General features: G+C 70.3%; 16 protein-coding genes. 10 read left to right on the top strand and 6 right to left on the bottom strand.

Going from position 1 to position 17,421, the window contains the following annotated elements:
- Window positions 1-195: 195 nt before the first annotated feature.
- Window positions 196-426 carry a hypothetical protein gene (locus KGQ19_RS22105; protein ID WP_212011119.1) on the bottom strand — a complete coding sequence of 77 codons (231 nt, stop codon included), beginning with the start codon at window positions 424-426 and terminating at the stop codon, window positions 196-198.
- Between the two features lie 510 nt (window positions 427-936).
- Between KGQ19_RS22105 and KGQ19_RS22110 the strand changes: the two genes are divergently transcribed.
- The 7 genes from KGQ19_RS22110 (at window position 937) to KGQ19_RS22140 (ending at window position 9,458) form a co-directional block, all read left to right on the top strand.
- A complete protein-coding gene (locus tag KGQ19_RS22110; RefSeq protein ID WP_212011120.1) occupies window positions 937-1,941 on the top strand; it encodes a LacI family DNA-binding transcriptional regulator in 1,005 nt (334 codons plus the stop codon).
- A gap of 202 nt (window positions 1,942-2,143) precedes the next feature.
- Entirely contained in the window at window positions 2,144-3,829 is a 1,686-nt protein-coding gene (locus KGQ19_RS22115) for an ABC transporter substrate-binding protein (protein WP_212011121.1), read from the top strand.
- Between the two features lie 84 nt (window positions 3,830-3,913).
- Window positions 3,914-5,047 (top strand): ABC transporter ATP-binding protein, encoded by a 1,134-nt coding sequence (locus KGQ19_RS22120; protein WP_212011122.1) that lies wholly within the window; start codon window positions 3,914-3,916, stop codon window positions 5,045-5,047.
- Window positions 5,044-6,024: an ABC transporter permease gene (locus KGQ19_RS22125; RefSeq protein ID WP_212011123.1), complete on the top strand. Its 981-nt coding sequence runs from the start codon at window positions 5,044-5,046 to the stop codon at window positions 6,022-6,024. Before KGQ19_RS22120 ends, KGQ19_RS22125 begins: the two co-directional genes overlap by 4 nt.
- Before the next feature lie 6 nt (window positions 6,025-6,030).
- The gene (locus tag KGQ19_RS22130) at window positions 6,031-6,963 is read left to right on the top strand and encodes an ABC transporter permease (RefSeq protein WP_212011124.1); all 933 of its coding nucleotides are present in this window, start codon (window positions 6,031-6,033) and stop codon (window positions 6,961-6,963) included.
- Window positions 6,960-8,036, top strand: a complete 1,077-nt coding sequence (locus KGQ19_RS22135) for an ABC transporter ATP-binding protein (protein WP_307856474.1) — start codon at window positions 6,960-6,962, stop codon at window positions 8,034-8,036. Before KGQ19_RS22130 ends, KGQ19_RS22135 begins: the two co-directional genes overlap by 4 nt.
- Window positions 8,037-8,066: 30 nt before the next feature.
- Complete coding sequence (locus tag KGQ19_RS22140) at window positions 8,067-9,458, top strand: GH1 family beta-glucosidase (RefSeq protein WP_212011125.1); 1,392 nt, start codon at window positions 8,067-8,069, stop codon at window positions 9,456-9,458.
- Between the two features lie 146 nt (window positions 9,459-9,604).
- Here KGQ19_RS22140 and KGQ19_RS22145 read toward each other — a convergent pair whose 3' ends face one another.
- Window positions 9,605-11,152: a GGDEF domain-containing protein gene (locus KGQ19_RS22145; protein WP_212011126.1), complete on the bottom strand. Its 1,548-nt coding sequence runs from the start codon at window positions 11,150-11,152 to the stop codon at window positions 9,605-9,607.
- A 181-nt stretch (window positions 11,153-11,333) separates the two neighbouring features.
- Between KGQ19_RS22145 and KGQ19_RS22150 the strand changes: the two genes are divergently transcribed.
- Complete coding sequence (locus KGQ19_RS22150) at window positions 11,334-14,429, top strand: SpoIIE family protein phosphatase (RefSeq protein ID WP_307856475.1); 3,096 nt, start codon at window positions 11,334-11,336, stop codon at window positions 14,427-14,429.
- Window positions 14,430-14,542: 113 nt separating this feature from the next.
- Here KGQ19_RS22150 and KGQ19_RS22155 read toward each other — a convergent pair whose 3' ends face one another.
- Both KGQ19_RS22155 and KGQ19_RS22160 read right to left on the bottom strand, forming a co-directional pair.
- Window positions 14,543-14,740, bottom strand: coding sequence for a CsbD family protein (locus KGQ19_RS22155; protein WP_212011128.1), 198 nt, complete (start codon window positions 14,738-14,740; stop codon window positions 14,543-14,545).
- 136 nt (window positions 14,741-14,876) lie between these two features.
- Window positions 14,877-15,026, bottom strand: a complete 150-nt coding sequence (locus KGQ19_RS22160; protein ID WP_212011129.1) for a hypothetical protein — start codon at window positions 15,024-15,026, stop codon at window positions 14,877-14,879.
- Between the two features lie 112 nt (window positions 15,027-15,138).
- Between KGQ19_RS22160 and KGQ19_RS22165 the strand changes: the two genes are divergently transcribed.
- A complete protein-coding gene (locus KGQ19_RS22165; protein WP_212011130.1) occupies window positions 15,139-15,702 on the top strand; it encodes a dihydrofolate reductase family protein in 564 nt (187 codons plus the stop codon).
- A gap of 19 nt (window positions 15,703-15,721) precedes the next feature.
- Here KGQ19_RS22165 and KGQ19_RS22170 read toward each other — a convergent pair whose 3' ends face one another.
- Together KGQ19_RS22170 and KGQ19_RS22175 are read right to left on the bottom strand one after the other, a co-directional pair.
- On the bottom strand, window positions 15,722-16,090 hold the full coding sequence (locus KGQ19_RS22170) for a hypothetical protein (RefSeq protein WP_212011131.1): 369 nt from the start codon (window positions 16,088-16,090) through the stop codon (window positions 15,722-15,724).
- Between the two features lie 185 nt (window positions 16,091-16,275).
- Window positions 16,276-16,941, bottom strand: coding sequence for a TetR/AcrR family transcriptional regulator (locus KGQ19_RS22175; RefSeq protein WP_212011132.1), 666 nt, complete (start codon window positions 16,939-16,941; stop codon window positions 16,276-16,278).
- A 103-nt stretch (window positions 16,942-17,044) separates the two neighbouring features.
- On the opposite strand from KGQ19_RS22175, the gene KGQ19_RS22180 reads away from it, so the two are divergent.
- On the top strand, window positions 17,045-17,419 hold the full coding sequence (locus KGQ19_RS22180; protein WP_230419152.1) for a hypothetical protein: 375 nt from the start codon (window positions 17,045-17,047) through the stop codon (window positions 17,417-17,419).
- Window positions 17,420-17,421 lie beyond the last annotated feature (2 nt).

A 17,421-nucleotide genomic window follows, 5' to 3' on the forward strand; every position in this document is an offset into this window, starting at 1 on the left:
GCACAACTATGACCGAAGGCCGTAAAAAGCTTTGAACCCCACACCCCAACCGCAGCCCGCCCCGCAAACTCCAGCTTCTCAAAAAGAGGGGATCCGAGCCCCGAGTAGCGCCGCGCCCCGAGCCCGGAACCCCGAGTTCCGAGCCCCAAGCCCCGAGAGCAGGCAGTTATCCGCTTAGCTCAGGTGGGATGGAGGTCAGGGCGTTCGATCCCAGGCTTGCAACATCTGGCTGGCCATCTTCAGATCGTTCTTGGAATCGAACGTGAACTTCTGCCCGGGGATCCCCGGCAGCACACGGGCGACCATCACAGCGAAGCGGTTCCTGGCCAGCGCCGTCGTCAAGGCCGCGCGCTTCGGCCGGTTGCGTCGTCCCTTGTAGAGGTGTTCGGCCAGGCCGAGCCCGTGGACGATCGCGGCAAGGCTCACATCGCGTTCGCTCGGCCCCGGTGGCGACTCGCTCGACGCGGGCCCGGGCTGAGGTCGCGGCGTCGGTGTCGAGGAGATGGAAGCGGCCGTACAGGGCCGCCCTGTTCTGTGGTCTGTCCCAGGTGAGGACTTCTCGTCCTCGCAGTGACTTGAGGTGTGCGAACAGCGAAGGCGAGTGCCAGTTCTTGAGGCAGCGTTCGGGATGCCGATCGCCCTTCTGCGTCTGCCGGACTTCCAGCAGTACCTCCTCCAGGAGCAGCTCTTCCCCCAATGTCAGCACTCTTCGACGGTAGCCCCGATCGCCCGATCGTCCCACCCCGTCGGCCGCGAACCGACGCACTGTCAGATTTCCAGAACGTTACCCCGCCGTTATTGCCCAGCTGCCCCGCCGGGTGTTGACTGCTCCCCGGAACCGGTTTCGGAACCGGTGCCGTAAGCGGTCGCGAGACCGGTTCCGGTACCGCGGAGACTGATTCCGCAGCCGTCACCAGCCCCCGAAAGGCGCCGTCCATGCCGATCACCATCGCCGATGTCGCGGCCCGGGCCGGGGTCAGCAAGACCACGGTCTCCCGCGTGCTCAACGGCAAGGGCGAGCTCGACGCGTCCACCGTGGAGCGGGTGCGGCAGGTCATCGACGAACTCGGTTACGTGCCCAGTGCGCGGGCCGTGTCGTTGGCGCGCGGGCGTACCGGTGTCATCGGGATGCTGGTGCCCTCGCTCACCTGGCCGTGGATCGGTGAGGTGATCCAGGGCGCGGTGGACGTGGTGGAGAGCGGCGAGTTCGGGGTCATGCTGTTCACCTGCAATCAGGGGGACCGGTCCATGCGGCGGTTCGCCAGCCAGGTCAACGCCAAGGCCTTCGACGGGCTGCTCGTCATCGAGCCCGACGGGACCCTGGACTACATCACCGAGCTGCACACCAACGGGCTGCCGGTGGTCCTGATCGACGACCGGGAGAGCCGGCCGGGGTTCGCCTCCGTCGCCACCACCAATCGCGCCGGGGGACGGCAGGTGGCGCACCACCTGTTGGAGATCGGCCGCCGCCATCCGGTGGTCGTCACGGGGAATCCGGGCTTCGGCTGTGTCACTGAACGGCTTGAGGGCTTCACCGACGTCTTCGAGCAGGCCGGCATCCCCTTGCCGGCCGAAGCCGTGCTGGAGGGCGACTTCAGCATCGGGTCGGGCCATGCCGCTGTGGCGGGGGCCCTGGCCCGGGGAGTCGAGTTCGACTCCGTGTTCGCGCACAACGACCTCTCCGCTGCGGGCGCCCTACAAGCGCTGAGAGAGGCCGGAATAGCGGTGCCGGAGGACGTCGCCGTCGTCGGGTTCGACGACGTGGAGTTCACCGCGCTGACCGAGCCGCCGCTGACCACGGTCCGCCAGCCCCTGCGCGAGTTGGGGGCGACGGCGGCCCGGATGCTGACGGCGCACCTCGGCGGCGAGACCCTGCCGACCGAGCCGGTCGTGATCCCGACCGACTTCGTCATCCGGGGCTCCACCGCACCGAAGAGCTAGATCAACGCCAGATCACAGTCAGATCGACACCGGCCACACCGGCCATCGAGATCAACCCTAGATCAACGTCAGATCAAAGCCCGACCATACCGCGACCCCACCCGGATCCGTCCGGCGCCCAAGGCCACCGGCCAGGTGCCGCGCCGCCGCACACCCTGGCCCAGGGAGCGCGCAGCGGATCCCCCAGCTTGGAGGAGAAGCAATGACCCTCGCGACATCCGGCTCCGCAGCCCGGCGTCCGCTCGCCGCGCTGCTGGCAGCGGGCCTGGCCGTCACCCTCGCCGCCGGTTGCGGCGGCGGGAAGAGCGGCGGTTCCGGCGGTGGCAAGACCACGCTCAACGTCGGCATGCCGGACGGGGCGACGCTGCCCGCGAACAACAACCCCTTCCTGGACTCCTCGTTCGCCAAGAAGCTCGGCTACACCTGGCTGATCTGGGAGCCGCTGGCCATGCAGGACGAGGCCAAGCCGGACCAGGACCCGGCGCCGTGGCTGGCCACCAAGTGGACCTGGTCGCCGGACTACAGCCAGGTGACGCTGACCGTCCGGGACGGCGTGAAGTGGTCCGACGGCACCCCGCTCACCGCCGACGACGTCGCCTACTCCTTCCAGATCCAGAAGGACCACAAGGACGTCAACTACTACTCGCTGCCGATCAACAACGTGACCACCAGCGGGAACCAGGTCACCGTGTCCTTCGACGGCTCGCAGTACGTGAACCGGACGAAGATCCTGTCCACCCAGGTGATCAACAAGAAGCAGTGGTCGGCGATGGCCGACCCGTCCAAGGACACCGTCGCGAACCCGGTCGGCACCGGCCCCTACACCATCAAGACCACGACGCCCTCGACGGTCACCGTCAGCGCGCGCAGCGGCTACTGGGGCACGGCGCCGAAGGTGAAGACCATCAACTTCACCACCTACAGCTCCAACGACACCATGGGCGCGGCCCTGGTCGACGGCCAGGCCGAGTGGAGCTACTACTTCATGTCCGATGCCAAGAGCACCTTCGTGGGCAAGGACCCGGCGCACTTCAAGCTCTACTTCCCGGCCCAGCTCTCGGCCGACGGCCTGTGGTTCAACACCACCAAGAAGCCGTTCGACAACCCGCACCTGCGGCGGGCCATGAGCATGGTGATCAACCGGACCGACATCTTCAACCAGGGCGAGGCCGGGTACTTCAAGCCGGAGATCGACAACATCACCGGCATCCCGACCCCGCAGGGCGAGCCGTACATCGCCGCGGAGTTCAAGGGCGTCTCGCCGACGACCGGGGTGGCCGCGGCGAAGCAGGAGCTGACCGGCAACGGCTTCACCTACAGCGGCAACACCCTGATGGACCCGACCGGCAAGCCGGTGACGCTGACCATCACTGACCCGGCGGACTGGAACGACTACCAGACCGACCTGGAGATCATCAAGGACAACCTGGCGACCATCGGCATCACCGCGACCATCGACAAGGCCAACGACGACGCCTGGGACGACGCGATCGCCAAGGGCGACTTCGACGCGATGCTGCACTGGACCAACTCCGGCACCACCCCGTACGACATGTACGAGGAGATCATGGACTCCGCGGGCCTGGAGCCGATCGGCACCGCCGCCACCGCGGACTTCGGCCGGTATCAGAACCCTGCCGCCGACGCCGCGCTGAAGGCGTACTCCAACGCCACCGACGACAACAGCCGGACCGCGGCCATGGACAACCTGGAGAAGCTGTTCGTCCAGGAGATGCCGATGATCCCGACCTCGGCCGGCAACCTCGGCGCGGAGTACTCCACCCGCAACTGGGCCGGCTGGCCGACCGCGGACAACCCCTATGAGGCCCCGCAGCCGACCCGCTGGGGCATGGAAGACGTCGTCCTGCACCTGACCCCGTCCTCCTGACCGGCCGAACCACAGTCCCTGTGACCAGGGCCGGGCGGAGGCGTTGAGGGGCGCCGCCGCCCGGCCCGTGGAAGGAACCCATCGATGACCTCCGAGGTGGTCCTGGAAGCCGAGGCGCTGACCAAGCACTTCCCGGTGCGGGCCCGCGGCCGTGCGGCGCTTTCGCGCGGGCCCAAGGTGGTGCACGCCGTGGACGACGTCTCCCTGAGCCTGCGCCGCGGCCGGGTCACCGCGCTGGTCGGCGAGTCCGGCTCCGGCAAGTCCACGGTCGCCCGGCTGCTGGCCCAGCTGTATCCGCGCACCGGCGGCGACATCCGCATCGGCGGCGTGTCCACCGCGGTCAAGGGCGGCGGCCGGCACTTCAAGGCGTACGCGCGCCGAGTCCAGATGATCTTCCAGGACCCGTTCGCGTCGCTGAACCCGGTGCACACCGTGCGGCACCACCTGACCCGGGCGCTGAAGATCCACGGCCGGTACACCGGCGAGGAGTCCCTGGCCGAACTGCTGGGCCGGGTACAGCTGACACCGGCCTCGCTGTATCTGGAGAAGTACCCGCACGAACTGTCCGGCGGACAACGCCAGCGGGTGTCGATCGCCCGGGCCCTGGCCGCCGCCCCCGAGGCGCTGCTCGCCGACGAACCGGTGTCGATGCTGGACGTCTCGATCCGGCTCGGCGTGCTGAACCTGTTGCGGGACCTCAAGGAGCGGCTGGATCTGGCCATCCTCTACATCACCCACGACATCGCCTCAGCCCGCTACTTCGCCGACGAGACGCTGGTGATGTACGCCGGACGGATGGTCGAGGGCGGGGACTCCGAGACCGTCACGCAACGGCCCGCGCACCCCTACACGCACCTGCTGGTCCACTCGGCGCCGGATCCCGAACGCGTGCGGGGCGGACCGGCCCCCTACGACGACGAGGACACCGGCGAGCCACCGAGCCTGATCGACCCGCCGAGCGGCTGCCGGTTCCATCCGCGGTGCCCGAAGGCGATGGACGTGTGCCGGACGCGGGTGCCGGAGCGGACGCTGGTCGGCGACGCCCCGGACCACTGGGTCGCCTGCTGGCTGTTCGAGGACGAGGGTAGGGGCGAGGGTCAGAGCGCTGACGCCGAGACCGATATCGAAGTCACCGACATCGAAACCACCGATGTCGAAGGTGCCGAGCCCGAAGCCGCCGAGCCCGAAGCCCCAGAACTTGAGGGGGCCGCACCGTGAAGTACTTCGCCCGGCGCCTGGGCTTCTACATCCTCACCCTCTGGGCCGCCATCACCATCAACTTCTTCATCCCGCGCATGATCCCCGGCAACCCGGTGGACTCCCTGATCGCGCAGCGCCGCGGCGAGATCGACAGCAACGCGATCAAGTCGCTGGACATCCTGTTCGGCCTGGACAAGCACCAGAGCCTGCTGTCCCAGTACTGGAGCTACCTGGGCCAGCTCGCGCACGGCGACCTCGGCATCAGCTTCCAGAACTTCCCCGAGCCGGTGACCTCGGTCCTGGGCTCGGCGCTGCCCTGGACGCTCGGACTGATCGGCACCACCACGATCCTGGCGTTCCTGATCGGCACCCTGCTCGGCGTCTTCGCCGGCTGGAAGCGGGGGACCTGGGTGGACGGGCTGCTGCCGGTCACCACGTTCCTGTCGTCGATCCCGTACTTCTGGCTCGGCCTGATCTCGGTGACCCTGTTCACCGGCGTCGACAGCTGGCTGCCCAGCTCCGGCGGCTACGACCCGGGCCTGGTCCCGGGCTGGGACTTCGGCTTCATCGGCAACGCGCTGCGGCACAGCATCCTGCCGGCGGCCACCATCATCATCTCCTCGGTCGGCGGCTGGCTGCTGGCGATGCGGAACATGATGGTCACGGTCTCCGCCGAGGACTACATCACCGTCGCGCACGCCAAGGGCCTGTCCGACCGCCGGGTGATGACCAAGTACGCCGCGCGCAACGCGCTGCTGCCCTCGGTCTCCGGCTTCGGCATGGCGCTGGGCCTGGTGGTCGGCGGGACGTTCCTGGTCGAGTACGTGTTCTCCTATCCCGGCGTCGGCTTGCAACTGCTCAACGCCATCTCCGGGCACGACTACCCGCTGATCCAGGGTGTCTTCCTGACCGTGACCGTCGCCGTACTGGCCGCGAACTTCCTGGCCGACCTGGCCTACATGGCGCTGGACCCCCGCACTCGGAAGGAGGGCTGAGCCGTCATGAAGTTCCACTTCCGGCTGCCGGGCGTGAAGGTCATGGTCGGCCTGGTGCTGCTCGCCGTGTTCACGTTCCTGGCGTTCTTCGGCTCCGCGCTGGCCCCGTACGACCCGTCCGCGCGCAGCAACGACATCCTGCAGAGCCCGTCGGCCAAGCACTGGTTCGGCACCACGCACATCGGCCAGGACATCTTCAGCCAGATCCTGGTCGGCACCCGCAGCGTGATGTTCGTCGGCTTCTTCGCCGGGATCCTGGCCACGGTGATCGCCGTCATCATCGGCGTCACCTCCGGCTACCTGTCCGGGTGGGCCGGCGAGGCGGTGTCGACGGTGTCCAACGTGTTCATCGTCATCCCGGCCCTGCCGCTGATCGTCATCGTCACCAACGTGATCCCGAACTCCGGGGACTGGGCGATCGCGATGGTGATCGGCTGTACCGGGTGGGCCTGGGGCGCCAGGCTTCTCAGAGCCCAGACACTGTCGCTGCGGCAACGCGACTTCGTGCAGGCCGCGCGCGCCAACGGCGAGTCCACCTGGCGGATCGTCGGGGTGGAGATCCTGCCGAACCTGACCGCGATCATCGCCTCGTCGTTCATCGGCACCGTGATGTTCGCGGTGATGACCGAGATCGCGCTGGCGTTCGTCGGCGTCTCCGGCATCTCGCAGTGGAACTGGGGCGAGGTGCTGTTCTGGGCCCAGGGCCAGCAGGCGCTGGCGATCGGAGCGTGGTGGTGGTTCGTGCCGGCCGGGCTGTGCATCGCGCTGCTCGGCACGTCGCTGGCGCTGATCAACTTCGGGATCGACGAGATCGTCAACCCGCGGCTGCGCGGGGCGGGGCGGACCACGGTCCGCACCGCCGACGGCCGCAAGGCCCGGATGCGGTTCGGTTTCACCCCGGTGCTGACGCCGAGTGCGGACGAAGGAGGCGGCCGGTGAGTTCGGAGAACGTGATGAGCGCGCAGAAGTCCGCGAGCCAGCAGAGCCCGGACAGCACGACGAGCGCGACGAGCAAGACGGGCCAGGGCAACCCCGTCCTGGAGATCAGGGGCCTGTCGGTCGACTACGGCGTGGGCCCGCAGGCCGTGCGCGCCGTCAACGACGTGCACCTGACGCTGAACCGCGGCGAGGTCCTGGGCCTGGCCGGGGAATCCGGCTCGGGCAAGTCGACGCTCGCCTACGGCGCCACCCGGCTGCTCCCGCCGCCCGGCGTGGTCACCGGCGGATCAGTGCTCTACCACCCGGACGACGGCGATCCGGTCGACCTGCTGCGGATGACACCCGGAGAGCTGCGGGCCTTCCGCTGGAGCCAGCTCTCAATAGTCTTCCAGGGCGCGATGAACTCGCTGAACCCGGTCACCACGGTCGCCGCGCAGCTGACCGACGTCATCGCCGAGCACCGGCCGAAGACCTCGAAGGCCGACCGGATGGCGCGCGCCGCCGAGCTGCTGGCCCTGGTCGGCATCGCCCGGGACCGGCTGGACAGCTATCCGCACCAGCTCTCCGGCGGCATGCGGCAGCGGGTGATGATCGCGATGGCCCTGGCCCTGGAGCCGCGGGTGGTGATCATGGACGAGCCGACCACCGCGCTGGACGTCGTGATGCAGCGGCAGATCATGCGGCAGCTGGCCAAGCTCAAGGAGCAGCTGGGCTTCTCCGTCATCTTCATCACCCACGACCTGTCGCTCCTGGTGGAGTTCAGCGACCGGATCGCGATCATGTACGGCGGCCGGATCGTCGAGCAGGCGCCGGCCGTGGAGCTCTACGACAACTCCCTGCACCCCTACAGCGACGGCCTGCTGCACTCGTTCCCCGCGTTGCGCGGCCCGCGCCGGGAGCTGACGGGGATCCCCGGCTCGCCGCCGGACCTGCGGGACATGCCGGTCGGCTGCGCCTTCCAGCCCCGCTGCCCGAAGGCCTTCGACCCCTGCGGCGGCTCGCCCCCGCCGCTGGTCCGCCCGGCCTCGGATCCGGGGCGGTCCGTGGCCTGCTACTTGCATCCTTCTGCGTGAGCTAGCTGTATCAGATTATTGAGGAGAACCATGTCTTTGGAGCTTCCCCGCGACTTCCGGTGGGGCGTCGCGACCTCGGCGTACCAGATCGAGGGAGCGGTCGCTGAGGACGGCCGGACCCCGTCGATCTGGGACACGTTCTGCCGGGTCCCGGGCGCCGTCGAGAACGGCGAGGACGGGGACGTCGCCTGCGACCACTACCACCGGATGCCGGAGGACGTGGCGCTGATCAAGACGCTCGGGGTCGACACCTACCGGTTCTCCGTGGCCTGGCCCCGGATCCAGCCCGGCGGGCGGGGTCCGGTGAACCCCGCCGGCCTGGCGTTCTATGACCGGCTCGTGGACGAGTTGCTGAGCGCCGGGATCACTCCTTGGCTGACGCTCTACCACTGGGACCTGCCGCAGGAGTTGGAGGATGCCGGCGGCTGGCCGCACCGTGACACCGCCTACCGGTTCGCCGAGTACGCGGAGCTCGTATATGCCGGCCTCGGCGACCGGGTCGAGCACTGGACGACGCTCAACGAGGCGTGGTGCTCGGCCTGGCTGGGTTATGTCGAGGGCGTGCACGCGCCGGGGCGCCGGGACTTCGCCGACGGCGTCGCCTCCGTGCACCACCTGCTGCTCGGCCACGGCCTGGCGGTCCAGCGGCTGCGCGCCGCGGCGGCCGCCGCCGACCGGCCGATCGACCTGGCGATCACCCACATCCTGGGCAACGCGGTCCCGGCCTCGGACTCGCCGGTGGACGTCGAGGCCGCCCGGCGCGGGGACGCGCTGCACTTCCGGATGTACATGGACCCGATGTTCAAGGCCGCCTACCCGCCGGACCTGATCGCCGACCTGGACGCGGTCGGGGTCTCGATCCCGGTCCAGGACGGCGACCTGGAGATCATCTCGGCCCCGCTGGACACCCTCGGCGTCAACTACTACCGCTCGATGAAGACCACCGGCTTCGCCGAAGACGGCACGACCACCACCGACGAGGCCGGCCGCCCGGTGACCCGGACCGTCGACTTCGGCGACCGGCCGAAGACCTACATCGACTGGGAGGTCATGCCGGACGACTTCGCCGATCTGCTGGTCCGCATCGGCACCGACTACCCGGGCATCCCGTTGGTGATCACCGAGAACGGCGCCGCCTACGACGACGTCCCGGACGCCGACGGCTTCGTCGACGACCAGGAGCGGACGAACTACATCGCCGAGCACCTCGCGGCTGTGGCCCAGGCCCGCCGGCGCGGTGCGGACGTCCGCGGCTACTTCGCCTGGTCGCTGATGGACAACTTCGAGTGGGCCTACGGCTACGACAAGCGCTTCGGCATCATCCGCACCGACTACCAGACCCAGACCCGTACCCCCAAGCGCAGCGCTCTGTGGCTGCGCGACACCATCGCCCGCGCCCGACGCCCCCGCGGCGAGGACTGACGAGGGAACGAGGGACTCCCGGCGGCCGATCGCAGCCGGCCGCTGGGCGGTGGGGCGGGGACCGCGTGCGCGGGTTCCCGCCCCTTTCAACGGCCGGGAGCGCCGGTACGTGCCACGACGCGCACGGGGTTGGCTGGTCCAGGTCCCTACTTCCGGGTGGTCTCCCCCTGCCCGTGCCGCTTCGCCTCCAGCATCAGCAGGTCCGCCTCCCGGAACGCCTCCGCGAGTCCCTGCCCGGCGAGCGCCGTGAGCCCCATGGTCACCGTCACCGGCGTCCCGGGCGCGAGTTCGGCCCAGTCGTGCGCGGCGACCGCCGCGCTGAGCCGGGCCATCACCTCGCCGGCCTCGGCCAGGGTGGTGCCGGGCAGGACGATCACGAACTCGTCGCCGCCGTAGCGGGCCAGGAAGTCGCCGCCGCGCAGGGTCTGGGACAGGATCGCCGCCGCCTGCTTGAGGACCTCGTCGCCGACCAGGTGGCCGTGGACCGTGTTGACCTCCTTGAAGCCGTCCAGGTCCGCGACCCCCAGGACGCCGGAGCCGCCGTGGTCGGTCAGCTCCGCGACGTAGCGCTCCAGGTGGCGGCGGTTCGGCAGGTCGGTGAGGGGGTCGGTCTGCGCCTCGTCGGCGTAGCGGCTGGCGTTGCGGCGCAGTTCGTCGAAGTCCAGGCGGGCGGTGATGCCGTCGACGAAGAGGTCGTAGACCTGGTCGCTGGCCCGCGCCAGCAGGTAGGTCACCTCGCGGTCGGCGGCGTGCGCCGCGGCGTGGTCGCCGGAGGCGATGTGGGCCAGGGCCCTGAGGCGGGGGACCTCGGCGCGGCCCAGGCGGGTCTTGGAGGTGCGGGCGTCGCCGAGGATCTCCAGGGCTTCCTTCGGCCGGCCCTCGGTGATCTGCAGGGCCGCCTCGCCGAGCCGGGACAGCTCGATGCTCTCCGGGAACTGCTCGTTGCGCAGACGCAGCAAGCGTCGCGCGTCGCCTTCGTAGGTTCCGCCGAGCACGCCGTAGCGGGCCATCGCGTAGCCGAGGTAGGGAACCTCCATCGCGATCAGGTCGTGGGCGTTCAGCCGGTCGATCAGGTCGCCGAGGACGGCTTTGGCGGTGCCGGTCTCGCCGCGCTGGTCCAGGAACGCCGCCTGCCGGACGCGGATCTCGGGGTGGGCCGTGAGCCGGCGGTCCTCCACGCTGCCGAACCGGGCGATGTCCTCGGCGTGCCGCTGGGCCGCCACGGCGTGCCGGTGGAAGCCGACCAGTGAATAGGTGACGGACATCGAGATCCAGGGGAAGATCGCGCTCCGGTCGGGGGTCGTCGCCTCCAGGGCCTGCGCGCCGCGGACCAGGTCGGTGATGCACCGCTCCAGCGAGCCCTTGCGGTAGGCGAAGAACGCCGCGAGGGCGTGGAACTGGCCGACGTCGGCCGGGCGGGCGCCGTGGTCCCGGATGATCGCCCAGGCCGCGTCGATCACCGGCGGGCAGTCGCTGAGCCGGTCCATGTTCAGCAGCGAGGAGAGCTTGGCCAGCTGTACGCCCAGCACTTCCTGCGGGTCGGTCAGCTCCGCGATCAGCCCGTCGGCCATCACCACGGCCTCGGCCTGCCGGTTGGACCAGTTCAGCCGGCTTATCGCCGTGCGCGCGTCGTCCTGCGCGTGGGCCGATCCGTATTCGGCCGTGGAGGGCTCGGGCACCTCATCAGCCGTCATCGCCCCCGCCCCCCGGCGACGGAAACGACCAGCACACTCCCATCATCAATTACCCTCGACAGGCGCGCCACGGGATGCAGAGCACTCCGGCTGGCGTCGCGGTCGCCATTTGAGGGAACCTGTAGGGGTGAATGCCACGCGCCGGAGCGCGCGGGGTCAACGGCGCCACCCCGTCGTCGGTGTGGCCACCGCCCTACTGGAGGCCGACGGCCGCATTGTCCACTGGAGTGCCGGGGCCGAGGCCATGCTGGGCTTCTCCGCCGAGGAAGCCGAGGGCAGCTACGCCATCGAGCTGATGGGGTCGCTTCAGCGGCGTGCTGACATTCTGGCCATCTACGAGCGGATCCTGCACGGCCAGGACTGGTCCGGGGTCTTCCCGGTGCGCCAGCGGGACGGCCACATGGTGGATCTGGAGATCCACACCTACCGGATCGACTCCGGCGACCGGGCGCCGATGGTGCTGGCCACGGCCGTGGACGCGCGCGCCGTCCGCTCGGTCGAGGCCGACCTGGCCGTGCTCGACAGCTTCTTCAACCAGTCGCCGGTCGGGATGGCCGTCTACGACACCGAGACCAGGTTCGTGCAGGTCAACGCGGCGTTGGCGGCGGCGCACGGGATCGGGGTCCCCGAACACCTGGGCCGCCGGGTCCGCGACGTGCTGCCCGGCGGCGAGGGCGCGCGGATCGAGGCGCAGGTCCGGCAGGTGCTCAAGACCGGCGAGCCGATCGCCGACGCCCGCTGGGCCGGTCCGGCGAACGGCGACGCCCAGCACGGCGACGGCGTCCACGACCACACCTGGTCGGCCTGGTACTCCCGGCTCCAGGACGCCCGCGGCCGGGTGTTCGGCGTCAGCTCGACGGTCATCGACGTCACCGAGCGTCACGAGGCCGAGGAGCAGGCCGCCCGGGCCCGGCGCGGGCTGGCCCTGCTGGCCGAGGCCAGCGCGGCCATCGGCAGCACGCTTGACGTCCGGCAGGCGGCCGGGGAGCTGGTCACGGCGATGGTGCCGGAGGTCGCCGACGTGTGCGGCGTCCACGTGCTGGAACACCGGTCCCAGCCCGGCGACGCCGCGATGCCGGCCGATCCGGAGGTCTCGGTGATGCGCCGGGTGGCCTTCGGCGCGGTCAGCGAGGACTTCCCCCGCGACGACCAGCCGATCGGCCAGCTGCAACGGCTGGAGCCGGGCTCGCCCTACGCCGAGGCGCTGCGGCTGCGGGAGACGGTCGTCGTCGCCCCGGGCGAGTTACAGCCGGGCAGCGGGTCGGCTGGCGGTCCGGCCGGCGGGTCCGGCGGTGGGTCGGCCGGTGCGTCGGGCTCCGCCGGCTCGAACGGCCAGCTGAGCACCTTCGCCGCGCTCCGGGCCGAAACCGTGCGCGTCACCCCGCTGGTCGCGCGCGGCGCCGTCCTCGGCTTCGTCTCCTACGCCCGCCGCGAGGAGCGCGAGCCCTTCGACGACCAGGACATCACCCTCGGCGAGGAGCTCATCGTCCGGGCGGCCACCGCGTTCGACAACGCCCTGCTCTTCCAGCGCCAGCGGGACACCGCGTTGGCCCGGCAGGAGACGCTGCGCCAGGCGAACGCGGCCCAGGGCCGGCTCGCCCTGCTCAACGACGCCAGCGTGCGCATCGGGACCACGCTGGACCTGCAACGCACCGCCGAGGAACTCATCGACGTGGTCCTGCCGCGCTTCGCCGACTTCGCGACCGTCGACCTGCTGTCCTCGGTGATGCGCGGCGACGAGCCGATCTCGCCGCCGCTGGACCAGCCGGTGGTGCTGCAGGCGGTCGCGGTCGCCGAGTCCTTCCCCTCCGGGCTGACGTCCATAGCCGACGCGGTCGGGAAGACCACCACGCGCGACCCGCACAAGGGCTACGCCCGAAGCCTGCGAAGCGGGCGGCCGGTCCTGATCCCGATCGTGGACGAGGAATCGCTCGGCGCGATCTCGACGTCCCCCGAACGCGTGGCCCCGGGCCTGGCCGCCGGCATCCACTCCTACCTGATGGTCCCCTTGCGGGCGCGCGGCGTGGTCCTCGGCGGCGCGGAGTTCATCCGCATGCAGGACCGCGAACCCTTCGGCCCGGCCGACGTGGCACTGGCCGAGGAACTGGCGGCGCGCGCGGCGCTGTGCATCGACAACGCGCGCCTGTACCGGCGGGAGCGCGCGACCGCGCTGACGCTGCAACGCAGCCTGCTGCCGCAGAACGTCCACCACACGCTCGGCATGGAGATCGCGCACCGCTATCTGCCGAGCAGCCGGGTCAGCGAGGTCGGCGGCGACTGGTTCGACGTCGTGCCGTTGTCCTGCGGGCGGGTGGCGCTGCTGGTCGGTGACGTGATGGGGCACGGGATCCGGGCCGCGGCCACGATGGGGCAGCTCCGCACCGTCGCGCGGACCCTGGCCACGCTGGACATGGAGCCGGAGCAGGTGCTGACGCGGCTCGACGCGACGGCGGCGAGCACCGGGCAGGACCAGTTCGCCACCTGTATCTGCGCGGTCTACGACCCGGTGGAGCGTTCCGGCGCGATCGCCTCCGCCGGACACCTCCCGCCGGTGGTCGTGGCTCCGGACGGGACCACGACGCTGCTCGACGTGCCGCCCGGGCCGCCGCTCGGCGTCGGTGGCGTTCCGTTCGAGAGCGTGGAGTTCAGCCTTTCCGAGCACAGCGTTCTGGCGCTCTACACGGATGGGCTGGTCGAGCGGCGCGGGCGCGATCTCGACGACGGGATCAGCCTGCTGCGCAAGGCGTTGGCGCAGCGCGGGCGGCCGTTGGAAGAGGCCTGCGACGCTGTCCTGTCGGCGCTGGTCCCGGGCGGCGCGGAGGACGACGTCGCGCTGATCATGGCCAAGACCGTGTCGCTGGCCGGCGAACGCGTGGCCACCCTGGCGTTGTCCGGCGACCGCCGCATGGCCGGCCAGGCCCGGAGCTTCACCCGGGCCAAGCTGCGGTCCTGGGGCTTGGCCTCGCGCACCGACCTGGCCGAACTACTGGTCAGCGAGCTGGTGACCAACGCCCTCACGCACACCGACCGGCCCCGGCAGCTGCGCCTGTTCTGCGACCACAACCTCACCATCGAGGTCGCCGACTCCGACCCCCGCGCGCCCACGGTCCGCAGGTTCACGGACTACGACGAGAGCGGCCGCGGCATCGGGCTCGTGGACGAGCTGGCGCACCGGTGGGGGAGCCGGACCACCCGGCACGGGAAGGTCGTCTGGTTCGAGTTGGAGCTGCCGTCGGGGTGGCAGCCGTCGGCTGGGTCGGCTGAGTCGGCTGAGTAGGGACCAAGGCCGGCCACGTTCGGGGCGAGATAAACGGCGGCGTCCACACATGTGAGACGCACGCCGCTTGATCACTCAGGGGCGGGGGTTGCCCTGTGCCGCCCGCGGGCTCCCTACTTCTTGAAGGCGTCCTTCACGCGGTCCGCCACGTTCTCGGCCATGTCCTTGGCGTCGTCGGCGAGCTGCTTGAACTTGGACTCGGTCTGGTCGGCCTTGCCCTCGGCCTCCATGTCGCGGTCGCCGGTGAACTCTCCGACCTTCTCCTTGGCCTTGCCGACGGCTTCCTGCCCCTTGTTGGTGAGGTCGCTCATGGTGCGCTCCTTCCCGGCACTGCGTGCATGCCGACCGCGCAGTGTCGCGCGTTGACTCCACTTTGCGCAGACCCGCGCGCGGAGCGCATGTCCAGCTGTTCCCGTCCGTCCCACGCGTCGCTGCGGTCTCGGCGGGTCACTTGCTCCGCGCCTTGATCGCGCCGGTGACAGCCCCGGCCGCGAACAGCACGATGCCGATGACCAGCAGCCACAGCAATCCCTTGACCACGGCTCCGACGACCCCGAACACCAGCGCCACGATGATGATGAGTGCGATCCATGCCATGTCTTCATCATTCGCCGACTTCGCCACCCTCGCAGCCGCAAGGACCCGACCGCTGCGGGTAGCCGTCTAGGATCGCCGAAAGCCACCTCGCAGGGCGAAGGAGCTGGGAGCCATGCTGATCGCCTCGATGAGCGTCTCGGTCGACGGCTTCATCACCGACCGCGACGGCGGGATCGGGTGGACGGCCCCCACCGAGGACCGGTTCCGCTTCCATTTGGAGCAGACCCGCGAACTCGGCGCGCATCTGCTCGGCCGGAAGCTCTACGAGACCATGCTGGTCTGGGAGACGGACCCATCGCTGCGCGACGGCGAGCTCTCCACGGAGTTCGCCGACCTCTGGACCGCGTTGCCGAAGGTCGTGTTCAGCCGCACCCTGGACCGCGTCCAGGGCAACGCCCGCCTGGCCAGGGGACCGCTCGCCGACGAGATCGCCGCCGTCCTGGCCGCCACCGACAAGCCCGTCGGCATCGGCGGCGCCACCCTGGCCGGCGCGGCGATCGAGCTCGGCCTCGTCGACGAGTTCCACGTGTTCCGCAACCCGATCGTCGTCGGCGGCGGCACGCCCTTCCTGCCGCCGGTCGCCGAGCCGATCGCGCTGGAGCTGATCGAGACGAAGACGTTCGGCTCGCGGGTCGTCTTCGAGCGCTACCTGCGCGCGCAGGGTGAGTCGGACTGAAGCCTCGGTGCAGCTGTTTCTACGACTGCTGCGGTAGCACGCTGAAGTAGTGCCGGTCGCCGAAGGGCCCCAGCAGGGTGACGGCGGCGGCCAGGCCCAAGCCCACGAAGAGCGGGACGTTCGCCGGGTCGCTCGCCGAGTGCTCCAGCCGCTGCTCGATGAGGGCCGCGGCGATCACGATCACCGCCTTGCTCGCGACCAGCGGGATCAGGTGGACGTCGATGCGGGCCCGCTTCAGCCTGGCCTTCAGCACGGCCATCAGGACCGCGAACACCGCGATCGTGCGCAGCGCCTCCTCCCACGGCGGGCGGTGGCGGTTGAGGTACCAGAACCCGCCGATCATCACCCCGCCGAGCAGGTAGCGGACGGCTTTTGGCACTCCGGTCATGGTTCGTCTCCCCAGCGACTGTCGACGGCGACGTGCGCGCCGTTCACATAGGTAACGCTATTCGGATAACGATCGCTATGTCAATTGCCGCCGAGGGGGTGCGGACACGCGTCAACGCCGCCGCGGGCAGGGGCCGGCGGCGGCGTTGACGTGCGGGTTCGCGGGTGGGGGAGCTGGTCGGCGGCTCAGCCCTCGTCGGGCTTCGAAGCGTTGCCGGCGCCGTTGAACAGCCACCTCAGGGCGGTGCCGTAGAGCTCGGGGGGCACCAGCTCCGGGTCGGTGCGCCGCAGCTGGACGAGCCCTTGGAACAGGGCCAGCACCACGGTCGCCAGGTCCGTGAACGGAACCTCCTCGGACCGGCCCCGGGCCTGCGCGCGCCCGGCCAGCAGCTCGGTCAGCGCGTCGCGGTTGCCGCGGAAGCGTGCGGCGAGCTGTTCCAGCAACTCCGGGCGCCGGATCGCGTAGAGCCACAGCTCGGCTTGCAGCAGGGCGACGTCGTTGTCCTCGTCGGCGAACTCGACGAGGATCCGGTTCAGTTCGGCGCGGACCTGCTCCAGCGTCCGGTCCCCGCTGCCCACGACGGCGACCGCCGCCTCCTGGCGGAACCGGGTGCGGCTGGCCAGCAGCTCCATGAACAACTCGTCCTTGCCGCCGAAGTTGGAATACAGGGCGCCGGTCGAGTAGCCGGCCGTCTCGGCGATCTCATCGACCGAGGCGCCGCCGAATCCCTTGCGGGCGAACACTTGCGCGGCGGCGTCCAGGAGCCGGGCCCGGGTCTGGGCCTTGGCCTCGGCACGGGTGAGACGCCGCGGCGGGGCCTCGGCGTCGGGGGCGTCGCCGTCGATACTCACATAACGACGCTATTGGGATAGCGATCAAGATGTCAACGCGCGGACCGCTCGGCACCCCGGGCGTCACGGCGTAGACCGAGGTCACGCGGTTACCCTGATCCCCATGGACGAGAATCGAGCGCTCCGCGTCGTCGACGCCCTCCGCGAACGCGGAGTCGACGCGCACGTCGCCAAGGTCAGCGTGTACCAGTTCGGGATCCGGGTGATGCTCCCGGGCGGGCGGCAGGCCGAGTGGGACACCGATGACACCGCGGGGCTGGAAGCGCAGGTGATGAAGGACGGGATGCTGGTCGGGTACGTGCCGACGATCGAGGGTTCCGAGGACTTCGACGAGCAGCAGACCATCGACGCGCTGCTGCGCACCGACTACGACCAGCCCGTCGCCACCCGGCGGACCGAGGCCCCTCCTGCGCGGCCGCCGCTGCCGCGCGACGGCGGCGTGTTCCGGCGGTTCCTCGGCGGATTCCGCGAGCGCTGAGG

Origin of the sequence: Catenulispora pinistramenti, from assembly GCF_018274385.1 — a bacterium.
GTDB classification, from domain to species: Bacteria; Actinomycetota; Actinomycetes; order Streptomycetales; family Catenulisporaceae; genus Catenulispora; species Catenulispora pinistramenti.

Bases quoted from the DNA above. Each gene is read 5' to 3' on its own strand.
- KGQ19_RS22155 (WP_212011128.1), bottom strand. From the start codon at position 14,740: ATGAGCGACCTCACCAACAAGGGGCAGGAAGCCGTCGGCAAGGCCAAG.
- KGQ19_RS22115 (WP_212011121.1), top strand. From the start codon at position 2,144: ATGACCCTCGCGACATCCGGCTCCGCAGCCCGGCGTCCGCTCGCCGCG.
- KGQ19_RS22120 (WP_212011122.1), top strand. From the start codon at position 3,914: ATGACCTCCGAGGTGGTCCTGGAAGCCGAGGCGCTGACCAAGCACTTC.
- KGQ19_RS22130 (WP_212011124.1), top strand. From the start codon at position 6,031: ATGAAGTTCCACTTCCGGCTGCCGGGCGTGAAGGTCATGGTCGGCCTG.
- KGQ19_RS22170 (WP_212011131.1), bottom strand. From the start codon at position 16,090: ATGACCGGAGTGCCAAAAGCCGTCCGCTACCTGCTCGGCGGGGTGATG.
- KGQ19_RS22140 (WP_212011125.1), top strand. From the start codon at position 8,067: ATGTCTTTGGAGCTTCCCCGCGACTTCCGGTGGGGCGTCGCGACCTCG.
- KGQ19_RS22110 (WP_212011120.1), top strand. From the start codon at position 937: ATGCCGATCACCATCGCCGATGTCGCGGCCCGGGCCGGGGTCAGCAAG.
- KGQ19_RS22145 (WP_212011126.1), bottom strand. From the start codon at position 11,152: ATGACGGCTGATGAGGTGCCCGAGCCCTCCACGGCCGAATACGGATCG.
- KGQ19_RS22180 (WP_230419152.1), top strand. From the start codon at position 17,045: ATGGACGAGAATCGAGCGCTCCGCGTCGTCGACGCCCTCCGCGAACGC.
- KGQ19_RS22160 (WP_212011129.1), bottom strand. From the start codon at position 15,026: ATGGCATGGATCGCACTCATCATCATCGTGGCGCTGGTGTTCGGGGTC.
- KGQ19_RS22165 (WP_212011130.1), top strand. From the start codon at position 15,139: ATGCTGATCGCCTCGATGAGCGTCTCGGTCGACGGCTTCATCACCGAC.